At 71.7% G+C, this 26,342-nt stretch carries 23 protein-coding genes; 14 read left to right on the forward strand and 9 right to left on the reverse strand.

Features of this window, described 5'->3' with window-relative positions; all coding sequences use genetic code 11:
- Positions 1-129: 129 nt before the first annotated feature.
- A complete protein-coding gene (locus ACGFNH_RS01810) occupies positions 130-768 on the reverse strand; it encodes a hypothetical protein (RefSeq protein WP_393650991.1) in 639 nt (212 codons plus the stop codon).
- 419 nt (positions 769-1,187) lie between these two features.
- Complete coding sequence (locus tag ACGFNH_RS01815; protein ID WP_393650992.1) at positions 1,188-2,117, reverse strand: SDR family oxidoreductase; 930 nt, start codon at positions 2,115-2,117, stop codon at positions 1,188-1,190.
- A 258-nt stretch (positions 2,118-2,375) separates the two neighbouring features.
- On the opposite strand from ACGFNH_RS01815, the gene ACGFNH_RS01820 reads away from it, so the two are divergent.
- Positions 2,376-2,894, forward strand: coding sequence for a DUF4240 domain-containing protein (locus tag ACGFNH_RS01820; protein WP_393651469.1), 519 nt, complete (start codon positions 2,376-2,378; stop codon positions 2,892-2,894).
- Positions 2,895-3,119: 225 nt separating this feature from the next.
- Here the strand turns inward: ACGFNH_RS01820 and ACGFNH_RS01825 are convergent, their stop codons facing one another.
- Complete coding sequence (locus tag ACGFNH_RS01825) at positions 3,120-3,623, reverse strand: GNAT family N-acetyltransferase (protein WP_393650993.1); 504 nt, start codon at positions 3,621-3,623, stop codon at positions 3,120-3,122.
- Between the two features lie 60 nt (positions 3,624-3,683).
- Here ACGFNH_RS01825 and ACGFNH_RS01830 point away from each other — a divergent pair, with 60 nt between their 5' ends.
- Together ACGFNH_RS01830 and ACGFNH_RS01835 are read left to right on the forward strand one after the other, a co-directional pair.
- The gene (locus tag ACGFNH_RS01830; protein WP_393650994.1) at positions 3,684-4,589 is read left to right on the forward strand and encodes a TIGR01777 family oxidoreductase; all 906 of its coding nucleotides are present in this window, start codon (positions 3,684-3,686) and stop codon (positions 4,587-4,589) included.
- Between the two features lie 352 nt (positions 4,590-4,941).
- Positions 4,942-6,273 (forward strand): NAD(P)/FAD-dependent oxidoreductase, encoded by a 1,332-nt coding sequence (locus ACGFNH_RS01835; RefSeq protein ID WP_393650995.1) that lies wholly within the window; start codon positions 4,942-4,944, stop codon positions 6,271-6,273.
- Between the two features lie 379 nt (positions 6,274-6,652).
- On the opposite strand, the gene ACGFNH_RS01840 is transcribed toward ACGFNH_RS01835, so the two are convergent.
- The gene (locus tag ACGFNH_RS01840) at positions 6,653-8,119 is read right to left on the reverse strand and encodes a regulator (RefSeq protein ID WP_393650996.1); all 1,467 of its coding nucleotides are present in this window, start codon (positions 8,117-8,119) and stop codon (positions 6,653-6,655) included.
- A 391-nt stretch (positions 8,120-8,510) separates the two neighbouring features.
- Between ACGFNH_RS01840 and lipB the strand changes: the two genes are divergently transcribed.
- From lipB to ACGFNH_RS01860, 4 genes are all read left to right on the forward strand, one after another.
- Positions 8,511-9,320: a lipoyl(octanoyl) transferase LipB gene (gene lipB, locus ACGFNH_RS01845; RefSeq protein ID WP_393650997.1), complete on the forward strand. Its 810-nt coding sequence runs from the start codon at positions 8,511-8,513 to the stop codon at positions 9,318-9,320.
- Between the two features lie 135 nt (positions 9,321-9,455).
- On the forward strand, positions 9,456-10,424 hold the full coding sequence (gene lipA / locus ACGFNH_RS01850; protein ID WP_393650998.1) for a lipoyl synthase: 969 nt from the start codon (positions 9,456-9,458) through the stop codon (positions 10,422-10,424).
- 341 nt (positions 10,425-10,765) lie between these two features.
- Positions 10,766-10,975: a hypothetical protein gene (locus ACGFNH_RS01855; protein WP_393650999.1), complete on the forward strand. Its 210-nt coding sequence runs from the start codon at positions 10,766-10,768 to the stop codon at positions 10,973-10,975.
- A gap of 10 nt (positions 10,976-10,985) precedes the next feature.
- Positions 10,986-11,675: a DUF4191 domain-containing protein gene (locus ACGFNH_RS01860; protein WP_393651000.1), complete on the forward strand. Its 690-nt coding sequence runs from the start codon at positions 10,986-10,988 to the stop codon at positions 11,673-11,675.
- A gap of 241 nt (positions 11,676-11,916) precedes the next feature.
- Here the strand turns inward: ACGFNH_RS01860 and ACGFNH_RS01865 are convergent, their stop codons facing one another.
- Entirely contained in the window at positions 11,917-12,384 is a 468-nt protein-coding gene (locus tag ACGFNH_RS01865; RefSeq protein WP_393651001.1) for an RDD family protein, read from the reverse strand.
- 246 nt (positions 12,385-12,630) lie between these two features.
- On the opposite strand from ACGFNH_RS01865, the gene glnA reads away from it, so the two are divergent.
- Positions 12,631-14,040 carry a type I glutamate--ammonia ligase gene (gene glnA, locus ACGFNH_RS01870; RefSeq protein ID WP_393651002.1) on the forward strand — a complete coding sequence of 470 codons (1,410 nt, stop codon included), beginning with the start codon at positions 12,631-12,633 and terminating at the stop codon, positions 14,038-14,040.
- A 335-nt stretch (positions 14,041-14,375) separates the two neighbouring features.
- The gene (locus ACGFNH_RS01875) at positions 14,376-15,704 is read left to right on the forward strand and encodes a flavin monoamine oxidase family protein (protein ID WP_393651003.1); all 1,329 of its coding nucleotides are present in this window, start codon (positions 14,376-14,378) and stop codon (positions 15,702-15,704) included.
- A gap of 118 nt (positions 15,705-15,822) precedes the next feature.
- Here ACGFNH_RS01875 and ACGFNH_RS01880 read toward each other — a convergent pair whose 3' ends face one another.
- Both ACGFNH_RS01880 and ACGFNH_RS01885 read right to left on the reverse strand, forming a co-directional pair.
- Positions 15,823-16,470: a GPP34 family phosphoprotein gene (locus ACGFNH_RS01880; protein ID WP_393651004.1), complete on the reverse strand. Its 648-nt coding sequence runs from the start codon at positions 16,468-16,470 to the stop codon at positions 15,823-15,825.
- Between the two features lie 485 nt (positions 16,471-16,955).
- The gene (locus ACGFNH_RS01885) at positions 16,956-17,927 is read right to left on the reverse strand and encodes a hypothetical protein (RefSeq protein WP_393651005.1); all 972 of its coding nucleotides are present in this window, start codon (positions 17,925-17,927) and stop codon (positions 16,956-16,958) included.
- A gap of 538 nt (positions 17,928-18,465) precedes the next feature.
- On the opposite strand from ACGFNH_RS01885, the gene ACGFNH_RS01890 reads away from it, so the two are divergent.
- Positions 18,466-19,200, forward strand: coding sequence for a class I SAM-dependent methyltransferase (locus ACGFNH_RS01890; RefSeq protein ID WP_393651006.1), 735 nt, complete (start codon positions 18,466-18,468; stop codon positions 19,198-19,200).
- A gap of 90 nt (positions 19,201-19,290) precedes the next feature.
- Here ACGFNH_RS01890 and ACGFNH_RS01895 read toward each other — a convergent pair whose 3' ends face one another.
- Positions 19,291-20,208 (reverse strand): GNAT family N-acetyltransferase, encoded by a 918-nt coding sequence (locus ACGFNH_RS01895; RefSeq protein WP_393651007.1) that lies wholly within the window; start codon positions 20,206-20,208, stop codon positions 19,291-19,293.
- Positions 20,209-20,537: 329 nt separating this feature from the next.
- Between ACGFNH_RS01895 and valS the strand changes: the two genes are divergently transcribed.
- The 3 genes from valS (at position 20,538) to ACGFNH_RS01910 (ending at position 24,474) form a co-directional block, all read left to right on the forward strand.
- Complete coding sequence (gene valS / locus ACGFNH_RS01900; protein WP_393651008.1) at positions 20,538-23,240, forward strand: valine--tRNA ligase; 2,703 nt, start codon at positions 20,538-20,540, stop codon at positions 23,238-23,240.
- A 328-nt stretch (positions 23,241-23,568) separates the two neighbouring features.
- On the forward strand, positions 23,569-24,093 hold the full coding sequence (locus ACGFNH_RS01905) for a GNAT family N-acetyltransferase (protein WP_393651009.1): 525 nt from the start codon (positions 23,569-23,571) through the stop codon (positions 24,091-24,093).
- Positions 24,094-24,099: 6 nt separating this feature from the next.
- Positions 24,100-24,474 (forward strand): VOC family protein, encoded by a 375-nt coding sequence (locus ACGFNH_RS01910; protein ID WP_393651010.1) that lies wholly within the window; start codon positions 24,100-24,102, stop codon positions 24,472-24,474.
- A 222-nt stretch (positions 24,475-24,696) separates the two neighbouring features.
- Here ACGFNH_RS01910 and ACGFNH_RS01915 read toward each other — a convergent pair whose 3' ends face one another.
- Positions 24,697-25,599: a Gfo/Idh/MocA family protein gene (locus tag ACGFNH_RS01915; RefSeq protein ID WP_393651011.1), complete on the reverse strand. Its 903-nt coding sequence runs from the start codon at positions 25,597-25,599 to the stop codon at positions 24,697-24,699.
- Between the two features lie 536 nt (positions 25,600-26,135).
- Here ACGFNH_RS01915 and ACGFNH_RS01920 point away from each other — a divergent pair.
- Complete coding sequence (locus tag ACGFNH_RS01920; RefSeq protein ID WP_393651012.1) at positions 26,136-26,264, forward strand: hypothetical protein; 129 nt, start codon at positions 26,136-26,138, stop codon at positions 26,262-26,264.
- Positions 26,265-26,342 lie beyond the last annotated feature (78 nt).

A 26,342-nucleotide genomic window follows, 5' to 3' on the forward strand; every position in this document is an offset into this window, starting at 1 on the left:
CCGCCACGTTCTTGCGCCGCATGCGCGGAGACCGCCGTACCTCCCCTGCTCTGAAGCGACTTCGAGCCGACATTCCTCGCACGGCATGTCAGACGAGAGTGGCAGTGCCCCACCGGGGCACCGCCACTGTCACCGCACAGCGGACGCCCGCGCCGTGAACTGCTCGGCGTGTGTGGGCACTTCGGTGAGCAAGGCGACCCAGGACCCATCAGCGAAAACCGCCTCAAAACGGCCTCGCTGCAACACGCCCTTGGCGTTGCGCCGGAATTCCGGCACAGCAGAACGGGACGCCTCCCACCGAAGATAGAGCTCCTCCTTCAGCTGCCAGACCTTCGCCGCGTTCCCGAGAACGAGGACCCGGCGATCGGTCACCGCGATCGCTGTGGTTCCCTCGCCGCGAGCGTTGTAGTGACCGATCACGAACTGGCCGGCCTGACTCTGCCAGCCACCTTCCAGGTTTTTCCCGAACCCGGCCCGATGGGTCGCATTGTTCACAACGACGCTGTCACTGGTGAAAGCATCGACAACGGAATCGGCTGCGGACTGCCGGTCCTGAGGCATGGGCTTCGGCTCCAGGAACTTGCGCAGCGGGCCCGGCAAGCGGTGCTTGATCCGCTGCTCCAGCGCGGTCTCCTCGCGCGCCGGTCGCGTCCACATCTCCACCGGTGGGGTCGGCACACCTGGCGCCGGCTCGCACGCGCACACCACGATCAGGGCCTCTCCCGATTGAAGGAACGGGTGAACCTGATCCCGGAGCTGCTGATTCATCGAAGGGGCCTTTCGCAGTTGCGGAGAGGTGCTCTCGGTCAGCCGAAGGGATTGTCCCGGAAGCGCGGTGGTACGTCCTTCGGCTGGTCGCCCGTGGGGTTCGCAATGCCCAGGGACTCCCGAGCCGACGTACTCGGATTCCGGTTCCCTGACAGACGGTCGTCGGCCTCGTCGGCGGCAATCGCCGCCGCGCCCTTGGCGCCCTCTTGCCCCGCGTTGCCGAGCCCGGAGGATCCTCCACGGCACGGGCTCCACCACGCGTCGTCACTGTACAAAGCCTTCGCACGATCAACACGAGAGGGTCAGGATCGGATGACCAAGGCGGCGCCTCGGTGGCGCCGCCTTCGTACGGCGGGGGCCGCAGGGCGGCCCGGCCTCCGCGGCCGCGATCGGCGATCGGCGATCGGCGATCGGCGGTGTCAGCGGTAGCCGGTGTCGTCCTTGTCCAGGCCCGGGCCCTCGACCTCCTTGATGTACCGCCAGGCGTCGGGGCGGGTGCCGTCGGTGTCGGTGAAGCCGTAGACCTGAGCCAGTTGCCCGCTGGAGAGCGACTGGCCGTTCCAGCGCGCGACGTCGGGGTCCGAGGCGAGGGCGGCCACGGCCCGGCCGACGTAGACCGGCGATTCGGAGATGCAGAAGCTGCGCACGATCCGTACGCCCTCGCGCCAGTTCTCCTCGGTGATGCCGAAGGCGTCGAGCATCTGCTCGGAGCGCAGGAAGCCGGGGGTGAGGGAGACGGCGGTGCAGCCCACGTCCTTCAGCTCCTCGGCGAGGCCGAAGGCCATCCGGATCGGGGCGTACTTGGTGAGGTCGTAGAAGAAGTTCTCCCGGTACTGGGCGTTGGAGTCGGCGGTGCCGTCCGTCACCTCGACGACGAGCCCGCCTGGCCGCCGGACCAGGAGCGGCAGTGCGGCGTGGCTGGTGATGATGTGGCTCTTCACGCCCAGCTCCAGCATCCGCAGGCCCTGGTCCAGGTCGCTCTCCCAGGCCTTCTTCGGCTGGTCGATGTGTTCGAGCAGGTGCTCGCCGCCCCAGATGTCGTTGACGAGGATGTCCAGCTGCCCGTGGTCGCGGTCGATGCGCTCGACGAGAGTCCGTACCTGCCCGCGGTCGAGGTGATCCGTCGGCACCGCGATGCCCTCGCCGCCCGCGGCCGTGATCAGCTCGGCGGTCTGCTCGATGGTCTCCGTCGTACGGCCGACCTCGCTGACGCGGTCGCGGGTCGTACGGCCGGTGGCATAGACCGTCGCACCGGCCCGCCCGAGCTCCACGGCCATGGCCCGTCCCGCTCCGCGGGTCGCCCCCGCGACGAGGGCGACCTTGCCGGTCAGTGCGCGCTCTTCGCTCACGTGTGATTCCTTTCGCCGTGCCCGCTGACGTTGCGCACCGACCCTGCCACTCAAACCGGACATCTCCTGTCGTGATTCCGCGCGTCGTTGTGGCGGCTCTCCACGCACAACGGTGCGCGGCCGTACGGCGAAGCGGGACTGCGACCGCGTACCGCGGCAACGGTCAACGGCCCCGGACAACGTCCCGGATAACGACACAGCCGCATCCGGGCGGCTCCGGGTGCGGGGCGGGGGGCAAGGGCCGATGCTGGTCGGGTGATGGACGAGACGGAGTTCTGGGAGATCATCGACAGCACCCGCGAGGCCGCCGAAGGCGACCCCGAGGAACAGGCCGATCTGGTCGTGGACCGGCTGGTGCAGTCCGACCCGGACGCCGTGCTGGACTTCGCCCGTCACTTCGAGGCCCGCTTCACCCGGGCCTACCGCTGGGACGTCTGGGGCGCCGCCTGGGTCCTCCTCGGCGGGGCCAGTGACGATGCGTTCGACAACTTCCGCTGCTGGCTGATCGGTCAGGGCCGCGAGGTCTTCGAGGGCGCGATGCACGACCCCGACGCCCTCGCCGAGCTGATCGACGACTTCGACGAGGAGGTCGACGGGGACGCCGAGGAGCTGGGCTACGCGGCGGACGAGGCGTACGAGCAGCTCACCGGCATCGAGAGCCCGGACCTGGGGCTGCCGCAGCCGCCGCGCGAGCCGCAGGGCGCGGCGCTGAACTTCGAGGACGACCGGGCGCTGGAGGAGCGGTTCCCCAAGCTGTGGGACGCGTTCCGGCCCTGAGCCCGTGAGCACGCCGTCAGCCCTGAGCCCCGTGGGCGCGGCGTCGGCTTCGAGCCCCGCGGGCGGTCCTTCAGCGCCGGGCTCCGGGCTCCGGGCTCCGGTGAGCATGCACCTCAGCACCCGGCACCCGGCACCCGGCACGCAAGCCTCAGCACCCGCCGGGACCCGGCTCGTGCAACGGGCGCCTGCTTGTTCAACGGCCCCGGCCCGCCCACCGGACTGCCGTCAGGTCAGGACCCGCCCCATGAGCACGTCGTCCACGTAGTCCCCCGCGATCAGGAACTCCCCCGGCAGCACGCCCTCGATGACGAAGCCCGCCGACTCGTACAGGCGCCGTGCCGGGGCGTTGTGGCCCAGCACCCGCAGCGTGATGCGGATCGCGCCCTGCCGCCGGGCGTCCTCGCAGGCCGCGTCGAGCAGGGCCCGTGCGATGCCGTGCCCCCGGGCCCAGGTGTCCACGGCGAGCCCCTGGATCTGACGGACGTGCGCGTTGGCGGGGAGCGGGGTGGGGGTCACGAGCCGGACGTAGCCGGCCATCCGGCGCTCGTACTCCGCGACGAGGAAGTGGGACGGCGGATGCGTCACGTCGAAGAAGGGGTCGCCCGGCTCGGGGGGTCCCGGCAGTACGGCGTGCAGGGTCGACCAGGTGCGCCGGTCCAGGGCGGAGAGCGCGGTGTCGTCGGCGCGAACTGCGCGGCGTATGACGGGTCGTATGCCTGAGTCGGACATGGGTGACACTGTGCCATCGGTCGCCGTTCCTGAGGCATCGCGGGTGAGGGTCCGGGCAGGATGTCCCGCATGCGTATCGCGATCACCGGTTCGACCGGTCTCATCGGCACGGCACTCGTACGGTCCCTGCGCACGGACGGGCACGAGGTGGTACGGCTGGTGCGGCGGCAGCCGACGGCGGCGGACGAGGTCGCCTGGGATCCTCGGCGCCAGTACGTCGACGCGTCGGGGATCGCGGGCTGCGAGGCCGTGGTGCATCTGGCGGCCGCGGGGGTCGGCGACCGCTACTGGACTGCGGCCTACCGCAAGGAGGTCCGTGACAGCCGGCTGCTGGGCACGACCGCGATCGCCCAGGCGGTCGCCTCGCTCGATACCCCGCCCCGCGTCCTGATCAGCGGGAGCGCGGTGGGCTACTACGGCGATACGGGCGACCGGGAGGTCGACGAGAAGGCCCCGCCCGGTGCCGGCTTCATGGCGGACCTCTGCGTCGCGTGGGAGGAGGCGGCGGCGCCGGCCGCCGAGGCGGGTATCCGTACGGCGTTCACCCGTACCGCGCCCGTCGTCTCCGCCCGGGGCGGGGCGTTCGGCCGGCGGATGTTCCCGATCTTCAAGCTGGGGCTGGGGGGACGGCTCGGTGACGGGCGGCAGTTCTGGAGCCTCATCTCGCTGGAGGACGAGGTCGCGGCGATCCGGCACATCCTGGACACCGAGGAGTTGTCGGGGCCCGTCAACTGCACCTTGCCGGAGCCGGTCACCAACCGCGAGGTGACCGAGCTGCTGGGGCGGCTGCTGCACCGGCCGACGGTCTTTCCCGTGCCGGCACAGGTGCTGCGGTTCGCGCTGCGCGAATTCTCCGAGGACATTCTCGGCAGCAAGCGGGTGCTGCCGCGGAGGCTGCTGGAGACCGGCTTCACGTTCGCCCACCCGACGACCGAGAGCACGCTGCGCGCCGCCCTGCGGCAGTGAAACGCGCCCACGGGCCGGGCGGGGGCGGCGCAAGGACGCCGACGCAAGAATGCCCGTACGAGGAGGCGGACGTAAGGCTCGGACGCGAGGCGCGGACGCCAGAAGGCGGACGCGAGGGTGCAGGCGGAAGACGGAATGCGGAAGGCGCAGAACGGCGGTGAACCGGCCGGGAAACGCGGCAGTTCCGCGACCTGCGTCACAGCACCGGACAGCGCTTTCGGGATCGGCTCAATTCCTCCGTACACCAGTCCAGAACCGGAGCATTTCCCATGGCCGTTGAGGGCATGAGGTCTCTGCGATCCTGCGACCGCAGGTCGCCAGCGCGGGACACAGCCGACCTCGGGGAGGGGACGTGCTCAGCAGCCCAGCACGGCACAACACAGATCGGACGGATGTCATCGTCGTGGGCGCCGGCGTGGCCGGCCTCGCCGCGGCCCGCCGCCTGACCGACGCCGGACTCGGCGTCACCGTCCTGGAAGCCGCTCCCCGCATCGGGGGGCGCATGTCCACCGACAGGGTGGACGGCTTCCGGCTCGACCGCACCGCGCACTTCCTCACCCCCTCCTCCGCGGAGCTGCGCCGTACGCCCGGACTGGAGAAGCTGACGCTTCGGCCCCTCGCGCACGGGGTGCTGGTGCGCCAGGGCGGACGCAGCCAGCGGTTCGCCGAGGCGCGCGGCGCACGCGGTCCGCTGACCGCCGCCCGCGCCCTCGCCTCGGCCGCGCGGTCGCCGCTGGGCGGGGCGCTCGACCAGGCGCGGGTCTCCTCGTTCCTCAACCGGCTCGCGTCCATGCCCACGGACCGGGTGCTCGCCCGTCCCGAGGTCCCCACCGCGCAGGCGCTCGGCACGCGCGGCCTGCCCTCCCGTACGGTCGAGGGGTTCCTGCGGCCGCTGCTCACGGCCCTGCTCAGCGATCCGGAGCTCACCACCTCCAGCCGCTGCGCGGACCTGGCCCTGCAGGCGTTCGCCCGCAGTCGGCTCAGTGTGCCCGCGGGCGGCGCCTCGACCGTGCCGGAGCTGATGGCGGAGGCCCTGCCGCCCGGCACGGTACGGACGGGGGTGCGCGCCGTATCGGCCTCCACCACGTCCGTGGAGACCGCCGACCACGGCCAACTTCCCTGCCGCGCCGTGGTGGTGGCGACGGGAGCGCGGGCGGCGGCGGAACTGCTCCCGGGGCTGCGGCTGCCGGATTTCCACCCGACGACCGTGCTGCACCACACCGCAGACGCCCCGCCCATGGCCGAACCCGCGCTCGTCGTCGACGCGGACCGGCAGGGGCCCGTATCGCACACCATCGTGGTGTCGGCGGCCGATCGGTCGCGCGCCCCGCGCGGCCGGACCCTCGTCACCTCCGTCGTCCTCGGCGAGGCCGCACGCGAACCGCTGACCACGCTCGACAAGGCGGCCCGCGTCCATCTCGGCGAGTTGTACGGCACGCAGGCCGACGGCTGGCAGCTCGTGGCCGCGCACCACGACCCGGAGGCGGTCCCGGCGATGCGCGCACCGCACGACCGGCGGCGCCCGGTACGGGTGCTGGCGGGGCTCTACGTGTGCGGGGACCACCGCGACACCAGCACGGTTCAGGGAGCGATCGTCTCGGGCGGGCGCGCGGCGGCCGCGGCACTCCGCGACTTCGGTCTCCCGGACGCCGAGGCGCCGACGGCTCTGTCCACGGCGGCCTGACGGAACGCCCGGCGCCCCGGCGCCGGGCCGACCGCGCCCCGACCGGCCGGGGTGCCTCCATTGCCCGATGGCCGGGCGGACCGCTCCCCGTCTCCGTGCGGCTCCACCCCCCTCGCCCCTCGCCCGTCGCCCCTCGCCCCTCGCCCGTCGCCGGAGCACGGCTACGAGCACCCGTACGAGTACGGCCCCCCTGCCCGGCGCCGTACGGCGATCGGCCTCCCCGCGGCGGCGCTGACATCGATCGCGCCCGACGGGTGGGGCCGTACCTCGCCGGACGGGTGGGGCGTACCGCGCCCGACGCCGTACACACCCACCGGCCGCCCCCGGCCGCCCGCTGCCGCCCGCTCGCCGCCGTCCGCCAACTCCCCACCGGCCGCGCTCAGTTCAGCGCGGCCACCCGCTCCCGGAAGGACCGCACCGCCACGGTGTCCTTGTACGGTTCGAGCCGTCGCTCGAATTCGCGCACACACTCCGCGGCCCGGGTCGAGCGCATCTCCGCCGCCTGCGCCGCGGCCTCCGCACCCAGCACGCACGCCTGGTCCAGCTCGCCGAGGCCGAGCCGCGCCGAGGCCAGCACGACGCGGCAGAACAGCCGGCTCCGGGCGTAGCCCGCGGCGCGCAACTGCAGCGAGCGCTCGGCGTGCTGTACGGCGGCCCGGTACTGCTGGAGGTCGCGGTGGCAGTGGCCGAAGTCGTCCGCGAGCTGCGCCTCGTCGAAGGAGCGCGCCCAGTGCGGCACGTCGTCGCCCGGCTTGGCCTGCTCCAGGGCGCGCTCGGCGCGCGCCAGCGATGCCGTGCAGGCCCTGACCTCGCCCATGACCGCGTGCCCGCGCGCCTCCACGGCGTGCAGCAGCGCCTGCACCACCGGCGGAGGTCCGCTCCCGGCGCCCTGCTGGGCGACGCGGGCGAGTTGCACGGCCTCCCGCCCATGCCCCAGATAGACCGCCTGCCGGCTCATCGTCAGCAGCACATAGGCCCCGTAGTGCCGGTCGCCCGCCGCCTGCGAGAGCCGCAGGGCCTGGACGAAGTAGCGCTGGGCCAGCCCGTGCGCCGCGATGTCGTACGAGGTCCAGCCGGCCAGCCGGGTCAGGTCCGCGACCGCAGCGAAGAGCCGCCGCCCGGTCGTCTCGCCGTACGAGCCCCGCAGCATCGGCTCGGCCTCGTGCTCGAGGTAGCGCACGAGTGCCTGACGGGCGTGGCCGCCGCCGTAGGCGTGGTCGAGCGTGCGGAACAGCTCCCCGACCGAGCGGAGCGCGGCGATGTCGCCCCCCGTGACCTTCGGGCCGGGCTCGGAGGACGCCGTGTGCCGCTGCCGGGGCACGAGCGGGCGGCCGCGCACGGGCGGACGGACCGCGGACTCCCCGGCCGGGGCGGCGGGCACGGGCTCGGCGCTGCGGGCGACCCGGTCGTCGGGGCGGCCGATCAGCCAGTCCCGGCTCGGCACCACCAGACTGGCCGGGGTGAAGGCGATCTTGCGGAGTTCGGCGTGGCTGCCGGAGTCCTTGCGCCACAGACCGCTGACGATGTCGACGGCCTCGGTGGGCGAGGCGGCGAACTCCAGGCCCGCGTAGACGGGGCCGCAGGCGTCGAGCCCGAGGTCCTGGGCGGAGAGCCGCCGGCCCAGTCGGCGGGAGAACACCTCGGCGATCAGCGCGGGCGTGGTGCCGCGCGGCTGCTGCCCGCGCAGCCAGCGGGTCACCGAGGTCTTGTCGTAGCGCAGGTCGAGACCGTGCTCAAGGCCGAGCTGGTCGACTCTCCGGGCGAGCCCGGCGTTGGAGAACCCGGCCTCTGCGATGAACGCGGCGAGCTGACGGTTGGGAGTGCGTTGCTGGGGTCGATCCGTCATCGGCTGTGCGGTCTCCTGCCTTCCGGGCTCGTACGCCCTCGTGGAACGGCGCGAATTTAGCGGTCCGCGCGGCCATTGCCTGCGTCGATCTCGTGCATTCATCCGATCGTGTGAGCAAGCACCGCGGGGACGACAGAGTCAGGGGACGTGATCGTTCCGCTCCGATCCACAGCGACGCGGGCGGGATCCGCAGCCGGCCCGGGCCGGATCCCAGGGTCGCAACGGACCGGATCCACAGCCTCCGGGCCCGGATCCACAGCCTCCGGGACCGGATCCACAGCCGCCCGGTGGGCCGTGACCGGGCCGCCGTACAGTGGCATGGGCGCGTTCGGCGCCCCGGGAGCCCCGGGAAGCGGGATGGCACCCCGGGAAGCGGGAAAGAGGAGCTGCCGTGAGTGAGCCGCGCGAGCTGCGCTTTGTCCACCTGGGCTTCGGGGAGGACGCCGTCGAGTACCAGGAGGCGTGGCAGGAGCAGCGCCGGGTGCACGCCGCCCGCTTCGCCGACGAGATTCCGGACACCTGCCTGCTGTTGGAGCATCCTCCGGTCTACACGGCAGGACGGCGTACGCAGGACAGCGAGCGCCCCCTCGACGGGACGCCGGTCGTCGATGTGGACCGCGGCGGCAAGATCACTTGGCACGGCCCGGGCCAGCTCGTCGGCTACCCGATCCTGAAGCTGCCCCGCCCGGTGGACGTCGTCGCGCACGTACGCCGCCTCGAGGAGGCGCTCATCCGCACCTGTGCCGAGTTCGGCCTGGAGAGCACGCGGATCGAGGGGCGCAGCGGCGTCTGGATTCTGGGCGACCCGGTCGAGCAGCGGACGGCCCTCGGCGGCCTGTCGCTGGACTTCGATCCGCGGTCGGCCGAGGGCTCCTCGGGCGAGGACGGCGAGTTCGACCCGCGGCTCAGCGGGCCGGAGTACGCCCCGTCCAACGCCGGGCAGCGCCGCGAGGACCGCAAGCTCGCCGCGATCGGCATCCGCGTCGCCAAGGGCGTCACGATGCACGGCTTCGCGCTGAACTGCGACCCCGACAACACCTGGTTCGACCGGATCGTCCCCTGCGGCATCCGCGACGCCGGTGTGACCTCGCTCTCCAACGAGCTGGGGCGCCGTATCTCCATCGCCGAGGTACTGCCGGTGGCCGAAAAGCACCTCAGGGCCGTGCTGGAAGCGGCGGAACCGCTGCCGCGCGCGGTCTAGTGCCCGCGGGGCGGCCCGACGGGAATGCGCCCCCAGCCCTCGCGGTTGCCAGGGGCGTAAGAGCGTACGAATGACGGGCGTACCCTGGTGTTCGCCGAAGAATCGAATGCCGCGCTAGCAAAGGAAGTGCCGGACGTGTCCGCAGTCGCTCCCGACGGTCGCAAGATGCTGCGCCTGGAGGTCCGGAACAGCCAGACCCCCATCGAGCGCAAGCCGGAGTGGATCAAGACCCGGGCGAAGATGGGCCCCGAATACACCGAGCTGCAGAGCCTGGTGAAGCGTGAGGGCCTGCACACCGTGTGTCAGGAAGCCGGCTGCCCCAACATCTACGAGTGCTGGGAAGACCGCGAGGCGACCTTCCTCATCGGCGGCGACCAGTGCACCCGGCGCTGCGACTTCTGCCAGATCGACACCGGCAAGCCGCAGCCGCTGGACCGCGACGAGCCGCGCCGCGTGGGCGAGTCCGTGGTGACCATGGACCTCAACTACGCGACGATCACCGGCGTCGCGCGCGACGACCTCGAGGACGGCGGCGCCTGGCTGTACGCGGAGACCGTGCGGCAGATCCATACGATGACGGCGGAGCGCGAGGCGGGCCGTACGAAGGTCGAGCTGCTGATCCCCGACTTCAACGCCGTCCCCGAGCAGCTCGCCGAGGTCTTCTCCTCCCGCCCCGAGGTGCTGGCGCACAACGTCGAGACGGTGCCGCGGATCTTCAAGCGGATCCGCCCGGCGTTCCGCTACGAGCGCTCGCTCGAGGTGATCACCAAGGCGCGCGAGGACGGCCTGGTCACCAAGTCCAACCTGATCCTGGGCATGGGCGAGGAGCGCGAAGAGGTCAGCCAGGCGCTGCAGGACCTGCACGACGCGGGCTGCGAGCTGATCACCATCACCCAGTACCTGCGGCCGTCGGTGCGGCACCACCCGGTGGAGCGCTGGGTGAAGCCGCACGAGTTCGTGGAGCTGAAGGAGGAGGCCGAGGAGATCGGCTTCTCCGGCGTGATGTCCGGGCCCCTGGTCCGCTCCTCGTACCGTGCCGGCCGCCTCTTCCAGCAGGCGATGGAGCGCCGCGAAGCCGCGGTCGCGTCCCAGCGGGCGGTCTGAGCGGCCCGGACGGCGTCACCCCGCGCGGTGACGCCGCCGCTCCCCTTCTCACCTCGTGCCGCTCCCCTTCTCACCTCGTGAACGCGTCCGAGGCCGGGTTCCCGGCGGAGGCGTCCGCGGACGGGCTCGGCGAGAACCGGCCATGCGCCCCGGAGGGCTGCCGAACGGCGTCGCCCGAGACCGGCCAGGGCCGGTCCCCCGTTCGGAGCGCATCAGAATGTGGCGGCTCCACGTATGGGTTTCATTGGTGTTTGACCGACCGGTCACGTCCTGGTAACACCCAACAGTGAGTCTGGTGGGAGCCGTTTTCCCGCCCCAACGCCGCGAGGGGGACTGACGCCATGCAGGCCGCGCCCGTACGCGCCACCGCTATCCCGACATTCACCGAAGCACTGCGCGCCGTCGAAGCAGTGCTGATGCGCAACGGTCAGCGCACCGCCCGCCGTAATGCCTGGAACGCGGTCCTGGAGGACCGTCGTCGCGCCAGCGACCGCCGGGAGGTCCAGCACGTACTGGAGGCCGTGGCCCACCGCGCTCCGCAGGCCACGTAGACTCTGCGGCATGGCGAGGCAGGAATCATCCGAGAATCCCGGGCGTCTGAAGCAGATCGCCCTGACGTACCAGATGACCAAGCGGGTCGACTCCAAGGTCGGCCTCGTGGTCGCGGCCGTGGGCATCGTCACCTTCGGTGTTCTCCTCGCGATCGGCTTTGCCATCGGGCACCCGGTCTACCTGGGCCTTCTCGGCTTCCTGCTGGCCTTCCTCGCGATGGCGATCATCTTCGGCCGCCGCGCCGAGCGTGCCGCCTTCGGTCAGATGGAGGGCCAGCCGGGCGCCGCGGCCGCGGTGCTGGAGAACGTGGGCCGCGGCTGGACCGTCACCCCGGCGGTCGCGATGAACCGCAGCCAGGACGTCGTGCATCGCGCCGTCGGCAAGGCGGGCGTCGTGCTCGTCGGTGAGGGCAACCCGAACCGGCTGAAGGGCCTGCTCGCGTCCGAGAAGAAGAAGATGGCGCGCATCGTGGTCGACGTGCCGGTCCACGACGTGATCGTCGGCGAGGCCGAGGGCCAGGTGGAGCTGAAGAAGCTGCGCACCACCCTGCTGAAGTTCCCGCGGGTTCTGCCCGGGAACCAGGTGACCATCGTCAACGACCGGCTGCGGGCGATGGGCGACCTCATGAGCAACATGCCGCTGCCGAAGGGCCCGATGCCCAAGGGGATGCGGATGCCGCGGGGCGGCCGGATGCGCTGACCCGGCGGGGTCGTACAGAAGCAACGGTGGGGCGGTCCGGAACCTTGGTTCCGGACCGCCCCACTCGGCGTTCCACCTTTCATGCGGCCCGGCGTCCAGCGGCGCGTTTCTACGCGTCGTGCAGCCTGGCGCCCTGCGGCGCGCTTCTACGCGTCGTGCGGCCCGGTGTCCCGCGGCCGCGTGCACCCGTCGGACCGGCGGCAGGGCTCACCGCATCTGCCGCGCACCCGCCGCCTCCGGTTCAGATCCGCACCTGGACGGCGCGCCCCAGCCGGTCGTGCAGGCCGCGGCCGTCGCGGTCCCAGATCAGGGCCGGGATGAGCAGCACCAGCGCCACGGAGCGTACGAGCACCCGGCCGAACGGCAGCCGCGTGCCGTCCACGGAGATCACGCGCAGGCCGAGCAGCCGCTTGCCGGGAGTGCTGCCGATGGTGCCCACGGTGAGCAGGCTGAGCACGAGGAAGACCAGCAGCGTCACATTGCCCGCGGTCTGCTGGTCACCCCGGGCGATGAGCCCGTATGCGATGAGCCCGCACAGGACCCAGTCGATGAAGAGGGCCCCGAAGCGCCGCCCGAGGGGCGCGATCGAGCCGGGCCCTTCCTCGGGCAGCCCGAGCCTCTTGCCCCGGTACCCGAAGTCGACGCCCATGTCCTCGGCCGCCGCGCGGGGGCCGGACAGCCACGATCCGATTGCCTGCCTGTTGTCCACCCGACCACGGTACTGGGACCGCATACGGTCTCCCGCGCGCGGGGCGGCAGGCCGAAACCGGCCCACTCGGTGTTTCATGGGGTATACGGCCCGGCGCAGGGCAGGCCCCCCGGTTAACCTCGGCGAAACAATTGGGTCATGCCCGGGAAATCCCGTAAACCTAAGGTCGGGCCAGCGTGCCACCGCACTGGCCAACGCGACCGAAGCAATCCCGCCCCTCCCTGGCGGCGGGCTAGGAGGAGTTGGATGTTTCAGAACGCCGACGACGCGAAGAAGTTCATCGCGGACGAGGACATCAAGTTCGTAGACGTCCGGTTCTGCGACCTGCCCGGCATCATGCAGCACTTCACGGTGCCGGTCGAGGCGTTCGACCCGGCCGAGCAGCTGATGTTCGACGGCTCGTCGATCCGGGGATTCCAGGCCATCCACGAGTCCGACATGGCGCTCGTCCCGGACCTGTCGACGGCCCGCGTCGACCCGTTCCGCAAGGACAAGCACCTCAACATCAACTTCTTCATCCACGACCCGATCACGGGCGAGCAGTACAGCCGCGACCCGCGCAACATCGCCAAGAAGGCCGAGGCCTACCTCGCCTCCTCCGGCATCGCGGACACCGCCTACTTCGGGCCCGAGGCCGAGTTCTACGTCTTCGACTCCGTGCGCTTCGAGACCAAGTCGAACGAGTCCTTCTACCACATCGACTCCGAGGCCGGCGCCTGGAACACCGGTGCCATCGAGGGCAACCGCGGCTACAAGGTCCGCTACAAGGGCGGTTACTTCCCGGCCCCGCCGGTCGACCACTTCGCCGACCTGCGCGCCGAGATCTCCCTGGAGCTGAACAAGGCCGGCCTTCAGGTCGAGCGCCAGCACCACGAGGTCGGCACCGCGGGCCAGGCCGAGATCAACTACAAGTTCAACACGCTGCTCGCCGCCGCGGACGACCTGATGCTCTTCAAGTACATCGTGAAGAACGTCGCCTGGCGCAACGGCAAGACCGCGACCTTCATGCCGAAGCCGATCTTCGGTGACAACGGCTCGGGCATGCACGTCCACCAGTCGCTGTGGTCGGGCGGCGAGCCGCTCTTCTACGACGAGACCGGCTACGCGGGCCTGTCGGACACCGCCCGCTACTACATCGGCGGCATCCTCAAGCACGCTCCGTCGCTGCTCGCCTTCACCAACCCGACGGTGAACTCGTACCACCGCCTGGTGCCGGGCTTCGAGGCGCCGGTGAACATGGTGTACTCGCAGCGCAACCGCTCCGCCGCGATGCGCATCCCGATCACGGGCTCGAACCCGAAGGCGAAGCGCGTGGAGTTCCGCGCCCCGGACCCGTCCTCGAACCCGTACCTCGCCTTCTCGGCCCTCCTCCTGGCCGGCCTGGACGGCGTCAAGAACAAGATCGAGCCGGCCGAGCCGATCGACAAGGACCTCTACGAGCTGGCCCCCGAGGAGCACGCGGGCGTCCCGCAGGTCCCGACCTCGCTCCCGGCGGTGCTCGACGCCCTGGAGGCGGACAACGAGTACCTGCAGGCGGGCGGTGTCTTCACCGCCGACCTGATCGAGACCTGGATCGACTACAAGCGCACGAACGAGATCGCGCCGATGCAGCTCCGGCCGCACCCGCACGAGTTCGAGCTCTACTTCGACATCTAGAAACGACGCGGTTCAGAGCGTTCGTTCGCTCTCCTGGGCCGTACACAGGCCGTGGGCCGCGCCTCCCGTTCCGGGAGGTGCGGCCCACGGCCGTTTCTGCGAGGAGGGTGGTCACGGGCGAACGAGATGAGGGAGGAGGACGGGCTCCCGTCCTCGCGTTTGAGGAGCGACGGCAGCTCCGGGACGATGGAGAAGAGCTGCGGGTCCTGGTCGTCGTTGAAGACCGTGACAGAGAGGGTGCTGACGGTGATACCTGAGGCCGACCGAGAGACTGCACCGCCCACTACGTTGACGGGGTGCGCCGCGTGAAGCGCGCCGGGAAGGGGGTGGGTGCGATGGATCGACTCGACACGATCGTCGTGGGTGCGGGTATCGCGGGATTGACCGCGGCACGACTGCTTTCCCGGAGCGGTCAGCGGGTCGTTCTGCTCGAGGCTCGCGATCGCATCGGCGGACGTGTGTGGAGCGACCGGGATGGCGGGGTCGTCACCGATCTCGGCGCGTCCTGGATCCATGGGGTCACCGACAGCCCGGTCGCCGCAGCGGCAGCCGCCTTCGGGCTGCGGACCGTGGAGTTCACGGTCGGCGGGTACCAGCCGTACAGCCGGCCCATCGCGTACTACGGTCCCTCGGGCGTTCGTCTCACCGACGACGAGGTGGAGCGCTTCGTGGCCGACATCGGCGCGGTGGACGCCGAGCTCGCCCGTGTCGTGGCCGCCATCATGCCGGGGCGCTCGTACGGCGAGGCGGTCGAGTCGGCCCTGGCCGCCCAGGGCTGGGATGCGGAACGCGCCGAGCGCGTCCGAGAGTACCTGCGCCATCGAACCGAGGAGCAGTACGGCGTCTGGATCGACGAGCTCGACGCGCACGGGCTCGACGACGATTGGATCGAGGGCGACGAGGTCGTCTTCCCCGACGGCTACGACGCCCTCGCGACGGGATTCGCGGCAGGACTCGACGTTCGGCTCGAGCACATCGTCACCTCGGTGCGCTGGTCATCCGACGGAGTCGAGGTCACCAGCGATCACGGCGTGTTCACGGCGAACCGTGTCGTGGTCACCGTCCCGATCGGGGTGCTGAAGTCCGCGGAGTTCAGCATCGAACCCCCGCTGCCCGAACCGGTCGCCGGTGCGGTGGCACGCCTTGAGATGAACGCCTTCGAGAAGGTCTTCCTCAGTTTCCGCTCGAAGTTCTGGGACGACGAGGTGTACGCCATCCGTCAGCAAGGGCCGAGCGGGGTCTGGTGGCACTCCTGGTACGACCTCACCGCCCTGCATGGCGTTCCGACGCTCCTCACCTTCGCCGCCGGTCCGGCCGCGCAGGAGACGCGAGGATGGGAGCAGGAGAAGATCGTCGACTCGGTCCTCCGCGAACTGCGCCGGCTCTACGGCGACCGCGTCGAGGACCCCACCCGTGTGCACGTGACCTCATGGCAGGACGACCCCTACTCGCGAGGGTCGTACGCGTACATGACCGTGGGATCGACGCCCGAAGACCATGACCTTCTCGCCACCCCCGTGGGCGGCGTGCTGCATCTCGCGGGCGAGGCGACGTGGACCGACGATCCGGCGACGGTCAACGCGGCACTCCGCTCCGGCCACCGCGCCGCGTCCGACGTCCTCGGTCATCCCATTCCGATCGAGGACGCCTGGGCCGCCGGCTGAGGGCGTTCTGTCGATGTCCCGCGAGGGACGGCAATGCCTCCGGTCCCGGAGGGGGCGGTCTTGTCACACGTCCGGAATCGCCCTTCGCCGTCAGGGTGAGGCGAGGGGAGGGGAGGTGTCACCCACCGCCCCCGGCCGACTGGCCCACCTTGTCCAGCCGCACGGTCCGCCGTACCGCCGATGCGGGCCACTGCTCGTCAGTGAGCCGGTGCATCTCACGACGGATACGGCGGGCGCCACCGGAACCGGGAACGATCCCGGATGCGAGATCGACGGCGGAGACGAGCCCGGCGAGCATACGGCTGCGCCGGTCCGGGAAGCGGACCTTGGCAGCGGAGCGGAACCGGGCGACTGCGGGCGTGGACCAGTCGTAGCCGGCCGAGGGGTAGAGGTGGTACCGGAAGAACAGGAGCGAACGATGCTTCTCGATCCGGATCGCGCCGCGCTGTGCCAGGCGGCGGGCACACGCCTCCTCGATCTGCCAGGACGAACCGCGGATCCATCGCTGGATGCGCACGCCTTTGGCCTTGCGGGGGCCGGGCAGACTGGCCAGGGCACCGTCGAGGACGGGGTCGCCGATCGGCACCGGGTTCATGAGGGTGATCCGCCCGTGGTCCTCGACGATGCGGCCGGCTGCTTCCAGCTCCGCGAGTACGGCCCCGGCGAGGCCGTACTGCAGAAAGCTCCCTCTGCAGCGCGGTTTGCCCGTGGCCGGGTCGAGGGCGAGGAGCAGCAACTCCTCGGCGAGGGTGACGGGTGTGTCCATGCCGGCTCCCACCGTAAGCATCCACGTGGTGCTACGCGGTAGACGCTACGAGTGGTCGCTCCGGGAAAATACTCGAATCGCGGTCGGTTGCGTACGACGCCTGCCGACCCCTGGCGAGTCCGCGGTGCGGGATCTCCCGGCGTCATCCGGCGCGCCTGGTGCGGGAGTTGACTGCGGGCCGGAGCGGTTCCGCGCGCTCCGGCCCGAGCTGCGGGGTTCACGGTTCACGGTCACGGGACCGAGGCGTCGTCCGTATGGCCTCCGGAGTCGGGCCGCGCGGACCATACGTCTGTCTCCGGCCGCCTGACCGGCGAGCGGCCGAGGTCCTGCCCCTGTCGATGCGAACCTGATCGGGCCGGACCGGACCGGACCGGACGGCGGCGGACGAGACCGGACCGGGCGGACCTGACCTGATCGGGCCGGACCGGACCGGCGTGAACCTCGCCGGTCCATGACCGTCGCGCCGGCCGGAGGGAGCGGACCGCCTAGATCAGCCCCGGTGAGGGCACGGCGAAGTGCCGGAAGTACACGTTGTCCGTCGAGCCCGACCAGACGCCGTCGTCCAGGATGCCGACGCTGATATGAGTGTCGGGCGCGTTCCGCCACGCAAGGTGGGCGAAGACCACGCACTCGACCTCGTCGCCCGCGTCCGGAATCGCCACCTTCCCCCAGGACGTGACGGCCCGGCCGTCGGTCGCGGCGGAGAAGTCGTACGCGTAGACATGCTTTCTTTCATTGGTGGCCTCTTCGTAGTCGGAGGCCAGATAGAGGTTCCTGCCGCCGTTCCCGAACGTGCCGCCTTGAATGGCGTACACCTTGCTCGGCAGCCGGATCTCCTTCTTGAGGAGCCCGGTGTCCCGGTCGTATCCCCAGACACGGTCCACGTACTTGTCGAGGTCCGTCCGCTCCGGATCGCCGAACACGGAACTGTAGACGAGCCCGTCGGCCGGGTTGAAGGCGATCCAGGGGCACTTCCAGCGCTGCGGTGCCGGGGATCCGGGAGTGCGCCCGGCCAGCGGAACGATCCCGGCCGTGCTCAGTCCCGTGGTGACCTTCCAGATCAGCTCCGGCTCCGGGCCCTCGATCGGAACGTAGATCTGCCGGCGCTGCGGGTCGTACGTGGGCGCACCGATGTGGTTGCTCCCCCGCGGGGCGGAGAGGCTCGCAATGGTGCTGGAGAAGTCGAGGGTCAGCTTGTGGAGGCGCTGGTTGTCCCCCTCGTTCGAGACGGCGTACCAGTACGTGCCGTCCGTGCACATGCCCTGGAACTGATCGGTCCAACCGGCCTCGTGGCTGGTGGACTTGGCGTGCGACCATGCCGAGATCCCGGGATCGGAAGCAATGCCGAGTCCGGGACCGGCGGACGCCTGCCGCGCCATGGCCCCGCCGAACGCGGAAACCGCCAGGGCTCCCACTCCGGCTTTCCCTGCGGCCTTGATCAGCCCTCGACGATTCATCGACATTCCTCCCCCAGCATTGGTCCTCACGGCCCACGGCACCGACCGAAGCCTTCTCGGCATCGGCGATCGAGCCCGATTTATCTTAGCAACTAAGACACTAGCATCGGCGGCCGAGGCCACCAGAGGATCGGGCCGCCTGATCCCGCCGCGCGCCGGTCCATGGTCACGACGACATGCTGTCCTGCCTCGGCCCCATGAAGGCGCTCCGCCGGGTACTCAATTCACGGGGACCCGCGATACTCACGGCAACGCGAACCGCCCCAAGCGAGCAGGTGAGGGCCGTGCACAGAGGGTGGCTGAAGTCGGCTGCCCGGAACGGGACGCCCGTCGATCGGGGCCGATGACCGGCACGCCGATCGGACGGCGTCCGCCGTCAGCACTCGCGCGCCCCTCCTCGTCAGGTCGGCCCACCGACGGGAGGATCCTGTCGAAGGGGGCTGACGTGACGGCCTGTTGGCGCCCCGCGCGGACTGGTTGAGGCCGGGCCTTCGGGCGGGCTTCGGCCGGGACTTCGGGCGGGCGGGATACTGGCGGTGTGTTCTCGGACGCCGATGCCGCCGCGCTGTACGACCTGTTGAATCCCTGGGATCCCGAACAGTGGCCCGCCGACCGCTTCTTCGACGAGCTGCTCATGGCCGCGGGGTCGGTTCTCGACGTCGGATGCGGGACGGGCGCCATGTTGCACCGTGCGCGGGAGCGCGGGCACGGCGGACGGCTCGTCGGCCTCGATCCGGATCCCGCCGCGCTCGCGCGAGCCCGGCGCCGCACCGATGTCGAATGGTTCAAGGGCGCCGCCGCGGACGCGGCGTGGGATGCCGAGTTCGAGCTCGCGCTCATGGTCAGCCACGCTTTCCAGTGCCTCGTCACCGACGACGACGTGCGGACCTCGCTCGCGGCGATCCATGAGGCACTGTGCGTGGGCGGCCGTTTCGCGTTCGAGACCCGTCACCCGCAGGCGCGCGTCTGGGAGGACTGGAACCTCTCACACGCGTCCGACGTCATCGACGCGGGCGGCCGTGCCCTCCGCGTCTGGAACGAGGTCGAATCCGTGACCGGCGATGTGGTCAGGTTCCGCGGGATCACGGCCGAGCCCGGCGGCCCATTGCTCCGCGCCGACCGAACGAGCCTGCGCTTCCTGGATGTTGGGACGCTGGACGGCTTTCTGGCCGAGGCGGGCTTCGTGGTCGAGGCGCGGTACGGCGACTGGGACCGCGGGCCCCTCACCCGTACGAGCCGGGAGATCATCACGATCGCCCGGCGGGCGGGCTGAGCGTCCTCCCCGGTCGCCGGCCGCGCCGCCCCCCGTAGAGGACGGCGCGGTCGGAGCGTACGGCTCAAATGCGGGACTCAGGGGTGGGACTCAGAGGCGGGACTCGGAGGCGGTGAGATCCCGTTGGTACTCGATCGAGCGATGCGTCGGTACGTACCCCAGCGCCTCGTTGATCGCGCGCATCGGCCGGTTGTCCTCCGCCGTGTCCGTGACGAGGCCCGCGAGGTCGGGATGGCCGGCGCGTGCGTGGTGGATGGAGGCGGCCTTCATCCAGCGGCCGAGGCCGCGGCCGCGGTGTTCCGGCAGCACGCCGGTGCCGTAGTGGAGGGCGTCGCCGCTGCCGTCGCCCGGGACGACCAGTTCGGTGAAGCCGACGATCGAGCCGTCGCCGTCGGAGCCGTCCACGGAGACAACGGCGGCAACGGTGTGCAGCAGGTCGCCGCGGCGGGCGACCGCATCGGCCACCGCCCGTACGCGGTCCACGTCCCACGCCACGGTCCCGTAGTCGGTCTCCCCCATCGGCATGTCGTCCATGGCCCGTCGCGATTCCGCGAAGGTCTCGGCGAGGTGGTCGGGGACGGTGCCCTCCCAGGACACCAGCCGGTAGCCGGGACGGACCTCCGCGGCGATCGCGGACAGGGCTGCGGGGTCGACCGAGTCGAGCGGGAGACGCGCGAACGTCAGGGTCATGACCGCCCGGAAGCCGTGACCGGCCAGGAAGCGATCGCCGGGCGAGTTCTGCTCGGCCTGGGCGACGACCGACCGCCGGCCGTCGTCGCGGGCGGTGCGCAGGGCGGCGTCGAGCAGCTGCGCGCCCACGCCCCTGCCGCGTTCGGCCGGGTGGACGTGGACGTCCAGTTCGGCCAAGTGGTCCTGGCCCGGCCTGGTGAACAGCCGCAGGAACGCCGAACCGACCGGCGCCCCTTCGGAGTCGGAGGCGAGCCACGCCAGGCGGCGGGCGGACGGGCTCTGCTCGGGGTCGATCAGTGGGGTGATGCGTAGGGACACGGTGACTCCGTCAGGAGGTGGCGAATGATGTCGGAACCGGGGTTCGACAGCTCGGCACGTGTGCGCATCTGCTGCACACCTCCTCCTGACCGGGGTCCGCCGGGGGTCGCGGACGGGCGCACTGACGCTAACCGGACCCCGGCGGCACGGGCAACGGCTTTTCCCGCCGGGCCATGCGGCGCCCGCGAGCGCCCGGCCACCCCGAGCAGCACCCCCGCTTGGCCACCCCCGAACAGCATCTCGGACCGGCCGCCTCGGACCGCGCCTCGGACCGGCCGCCTCGAAATGGGTCGCGCGAGGCCCCACCCGCCTGGCTAGCATGCGGACGTATGACGCATTCCCACCGCCCGGCCGGAACGGCAGCGGGCGTTCCCGAGAAGCCCCGGCTCGAAGGGCTGGAAGAGAAGTGGTCACGGCGGTGGGACGAGTGCGGCACGTATGTATTCGACCGGTCGAAGACGCGCGATCAGGTGTTCTCGATCGACACCCCACCGCCCACGGTCAGCGGCTCCCTGCACGTCGGCCACGTCTTCTCGTACACGCACACCGACGCCATCGCCCGCTACCAGCGCATGCGCGGCAAGGAAGTCTTCTATCCGATGGGGTGGGACGACAACGGCCTGCCCACCGAGCGGCGCGTCCAGAACCACTTCGGCGTCCGCTGCGACCCCGCGCTGCCCCACGACCCCGGCTTCGTCCCGCCCGAGAAGCCCGGCCAAACCCAACTCCCCGTCTCCCGGCGGAACTTCATCGAGCTGTGCGAGCGGCTGACCGCCGAGGACGAGACGGCGTTCGAGGACCTGTGGCGGCGCCTGGGCCTGTCCGTGGACTGGACCCGGGCCTACCGGACCATCAGCGACGAGGCGCGCGCCACCTCGCAGCTCGCCTTCCTGCGCGGACTGGCGCGCGGCGAGGCGTACGGGGCGGAGGCGCCCACGCTGTGGGACGTCACCTTCCGTACGGCGGTCGCGCAGGCGGAGCTGGAGGACCGGGAACGGCCGGCCGCGTACCACCGGCTGTCGTTCCACGGCAGGGCCGCCAGGGATACGAGCACCCCGTCGGCGGACGGGCGCACCCTCTCGACGGACGGCCGCCGCGTCATGATCGAGACGACGCGTCCCGAGCTGCTCCCCGCCTGCGTCGCCCTCGTCGCGCACCCCGATGACGCGCGCTACCGGGAGCTGTTCGGTACGAGCGTCCGTACGCCCCTCTTCGGTGTCGAGGTGCCTGTCCTGGCCCATGAGGCGGCCGACCCGGAGAAGGGCTCCGGGATCGCCATGGTGTGCACCTTCGGCGACACGACCGATGTGACGTGGTGGCGGGAACTGCGGCTCGCCACGCGCCCGGTCATCGGCTGGGACGGACGCTTCAGGGCCGATCCGCCCGCAGGCCTGGAGTCGGAGCGGGCCCGCGCCGCGTACGCCCGACTCGCCGGCGCGACCGCGCACACCGCGCGGGAGCGCATCGTGGAGATGCTGCGCGAGGGCGGCGACCTGGAGGGCGAGCCCCGGCCGGTCACGCACGCGGTGAAGTTCTTCGAGAAGGGCGACAAGCCGCTGGAGATCGTCACCACCCGCCAGTGGTATCTGCGCAACGGCGGGCGGGACGCCGCGCTCCGCGACGAACTCCTCGCCCGTGGGAGGGAGTTGACCTGGCATCCGGACCATATGCGGGTGCGGTACGAGAACTGGGTCAGCGGTCTCAACGGCGACTGGCTGATCAGCCGCCAGCGCTTCTTCGGCGTGCCGATCCCGGTCTGGTACCCGCTCGACGGCGCGGGCCGCCCGGACCACTCCCGGCCCATCGTCCCCGACGAGGCCGCACTGCCGGTCGACCCCGGCGCGGAGGCTCCGCCCGGGTACGCCGAGGAGCAGCGCGGCGCACCGCACGGCTTCACCGGCGACCCCGATGTGATGGACACCTGGGCCACCTCCTCGCTCACCCCGCAGATCGCCGGCCGGTGGCTGGAGGACCCGGATCTCTTCGAGCGCGTCTTCCCGATGGACCTGCGGCCGCAAGCCCACGAGATCATCCGCACCTGGCTGTTCTCGACCGTCGTCAGGGCGCATGCCGAACACGACGTCCTGCCGTGGAGGCACGCCGCCATCTCGGGCTGGATCCTCGATCCGGACCGCAAGAAGATGTCCAAGAGCAGGGGCAATGTCGTCACGCCCGTCGATCTCCTCGTCCAGCACGGCTCGGACGCCGTCCGGTACTGGGCGGCGGGCGGACGCCCCGGCACGGACACGGCCTTCGACGTCGGGCAGATGAAGGTCGGTCGGCGGCTGGCCATGAAGATCCTCAACGCGAGCCGGTTCGTGCGGAGTTTCGGCGAGGCACCGCGGGCGGCGGAGGTCACGGAACCACTGGACCGCGCGATGCTCGCGGAACTGGCGGCGACCGTCGAGGACGTCACGGCCGCGTTCGAGACCTTTGACTATGCCCGCGCCCTGGAGCGCACGGAGCAGTTCTTCTGGCGCTTCTGCGACGACTACGTGGAGTTGGTCAAGGACCGCGCGTACGGGGATCGGGCCGGGGCGGATTCCGGCCGTGCGGACTCTGCGCGTACGGACTCGGCGGGTACGCACTCCGCAGGGACGGACTCGACGCGTACGGACTCGGCCGCCGGTACGGACTCGGCTCGTACCGCCCTCGCCGCGGCCCTCGACACCCTGCTCCGCCTCTTCGCTCCCGTCCTGCCGTTCGTCACGGAGGAGGTGTGGTCGTGGCGGGCGGAGGGCTCGGTCCACCGCGCCGCCTGGCCGGACGCCGGGGAGCTCCGCGCGCTGGCCGCAGGAGGGGACCGTGCGCTGCTCGCCACCGCGTCGGAGGTCATCGCGGCGGTCCGCAGGGCGAAGTCGGAGGCCAAGGTGTCGATGCGGGCGGATGTGGCCAGGGCGGTCGTCTCCGGGCCGCGGTCCGCGCTGGACCGGTTCGCCCTGGTCGACGCGGACGTGCGCGCGGCGGGGCGGATCGGGGTCGTGGAACGGCGGGAGGGCGAGGGGGCGCTGGCCGTACAGGTCAGCCTCTGACCCGGCCCGGGGTCTCGGCCCGAATCAGCCTCTGACCGGGCCCGGGACCTCTGACGGGGCGCCTCTGCCGCTCGACGGCATGCGGTCGCGGGCGGGACCGGGTGGGCGGGCGTGAACTTCGGGCGGGGCCGGGTGGGCGGACGTGAAGCGCGGGCGGGGCCGGGTGGGCAGGCGTGAAGCGCGGCCATCACGGTCCGTGCCACAAGCCCACCCGCCCCGCCCACCTCGCCCACAATCCCGCATCCCGCATCCCGCATCCCGCCCGGACCGGACCGGACCGGACCGGACCGGACCGCGACTGTCGGACCCCCGGTCTACGCTCGGCCGCGTGACCGTCATCGAGACCGGACGACTGCGGCTGAGGCCACTGACCGTGGCCGACGTGGAAGCGTTCGTCGCCCTGCACGCCGACGAGCGCGTGAGCGCCTACGTCGGCGCCTACTCGCGCGAGCAGGCGCTGGAGCGGCTCGCTGCCGTGGAGAGCCAGTGGGCCGAGCGCGGACACGGTCTCTGCGCGATCGAGTCGAGGGCGACCGGCGCCTTCCTGGGGCGGTCGGGCCTGAACCACTGGCCGCAGTTCGACGAGGTCGAGGCCGGGTGGACGCTGCGGGCCGACGCCTGGGGGCAGGGGTACGCGACGGAGGCGGCCCGCGCGGTCGTCGACTGGGGATTCGCCACGCTCGGGCTCCGGTCGGTCACGGCCATGATCCGCCCCGGGAACACGCCGTCGGTCAGGGTCGCCGAGCGCCTCGGCTTCGTACCGCACCGCGAGGACAGCCTGTTCGGCAACCCGGTCGTCGTCCACGTCCTGCACCACGACGACAGATCGTCCGACGCGAGGATGGAGAGCTGAACTGACATGATCGGCACACTGCACTGCGTTGTCCTGGACTGTCCGGATCCCCAGGCGCTCGCCGCCTTCTACCAGAGCGTTCTCGGCGGCGAAGTCGACAGACCCGTGTCCGGATGGTCGCTGGACGACGACTGGTCGACGCTGCACACCGGCGGCCAGGTTCTCGCGTTCCAGCGGGCGCTGGACCACCGGCCGCCGCGGTGGCCGGACCCCGAGCATCCGCAGCAGTTCCACCTCGATGTCGGGGTCGAGGACCTCGACCGCGCGGAGCGGGAGGTACTCGCGCTGGGCGCGACGGCGCTGGACGCCGGGGACGGCAAGCGGAGTTGGCGGGTCTACGCGGACCCGGCGGGGCACCCGTTCTGTCTCGTACGGGAGTGATCGGACGGCCGCCGCACGGCAGCCCCGGTCGTATCCGAGAGTCCGGCCGGTCCGCGCGCCCGAACGCCCGAACGCCCGGCCGCGCAGCAGCGCAGCCGCTCCCGCTGCAACGGCGCGGGCGTCGGCCCGCCGTTCCCCTCCCGACGACGGCCCTCGGGTCGGACCCTGGACTCAGCCCTCGGTGTCGGCCCTTTGGCGTGCGTCTGCTGTGCGTCCTGGGGATCAGCCCTTCGGCAGGGCCTGTTCGGCCGCCGCGAGGATCTCCGTCACCCGCAGGCCGAAACGGATGTCGCAAGCGTGCGGGGTACCCGTACGCGCCGCGGCAAGCAGCGCGTCGACGGCATGCCCGAAGGTCGTGATCACCTCGCCGTCGCCCTGCGGAAGCGACACCGTGCCGTGCTCGCCGCGCAGTTCGACGTTCACCCCGGAGGCGGCGGGCGGTGCGGTCAGGCTCAGCGTGGCGGTGCTCGACGCGCCGCCCTCGTGCCGCAGCACCACATGCACGGTGTCACCGGGCCCGCGGAGTGCGGCGATCCCGCCGCCACCGGCCGGGACGGCGGCGTCGCCGAGCAGGGGCAGCAGCACGGACAGCGCATGCGGGCCGACGTCCCACAGGGCGCCCTTCTCCCGGCGCCACGGCGAGGCCGCGAAGGGGCCGGTGCCGTCACCGGCGAACACCGAACCGAGCCAGTCCGCCCGCCCCGTGAACCAGCCGCCCAGCTCGGCCTGTTGGTCGATCCAGACCGCCGCGACGGGGTCGAAGCGCAGCGTGAAGAAGACGACCGAGGCGACCCCCGAGCGGTCGGCAGCCTCGGCGGTGCGGCGGGCGTCCTCGGCGGTCGTCGCGACGGGCTTGTCCAGGAGCAGATGGCACCCCGCGTCCGCGGCGCGGGCCGCGAGCGGGGCCTGCACGTCCGGGGGCAGCGCGATGGCGACGGCGTCCGCATCGGCGAACAGCGCGTCGGGGTCGGGATACGTCCGTGTGCCGTGCCGGTCCGCGATCGCCCCGGCGGCCGCGGGCCTGCGGCCCCACACTCCGGCGAACTCGACCTCGGCATGCGCGTCCAGCGCGGGTGCGTGCACGGCTTCCGCCCAGGGGCCCGTACCGAGCAGTCCGATGCGCATGGGGGTGCCGCCTCTCCTCGCCGCCCGCGCCCGCTGTGCCGGACGCCCCACGTCGCACGTCGGCAGTAGGCACCCGGGCACACCTTGGTCTTCGGGTACGTCCTTCGCCACCGCCGCGGATTCCCACACCGGGCACCGGTCGGCGCGCAGCCTAACCCCGCCGACGCCGCTTCATGAGCCATGTCACCCACGACGCGCCGCGATGCGCGGCAGCCCCCCGTACGCCGTGCGCCCGGCGTTGCGCGGGACCGCAGAGCTGCGGCGGGTTCGCCCGCTCCCCTGTCCCCGGCAGGGCCCGCACCGGAACCTCACGGCTCCACCGCTCCACCGCTCCACCGCTCCACCGCTCCACCGCTCCACGGCTCCGCGGCGACCCGGCGACCCGGCGACCCGGCGACCCGGCGACCCGGCGACCCGGCGACCCGGCGACCCGGCAAATGGAGCATCCCGCCTCCGTGTCACGCGTCACGCCGGTTTCCGTATCACCTGGTGAGCGAGCGGGTCCTATCCGGGATCCGTTCTGCTTCAATGGGGCCATGGCCATCCTCCGGAACACTTCGCCGGTCCACGGCGACCTCGAGCCGTTCTGGCCCTCCCGGCAGGATCACGACTTCGACCGGGTGTGTTGCCGCGCGTTCTCCGCGCAGGCCCCCATCTGCCGCTGACCCGGCCGCCGTCCGCCCGGCACGCGCCACCGCCGATCCGTCCGGCGCGGCTCCCCGTCAGCCGCCGGTTCCCTGAAA

This window comes from Streptomyces sp. NPDC048639 (genome assembly GCF_043199075.1).
Lineage (GTDB): Bacteria > Actinomycetota > Actinomycetes > Streptomycetales > Streptomycetaceae > Streptomyces.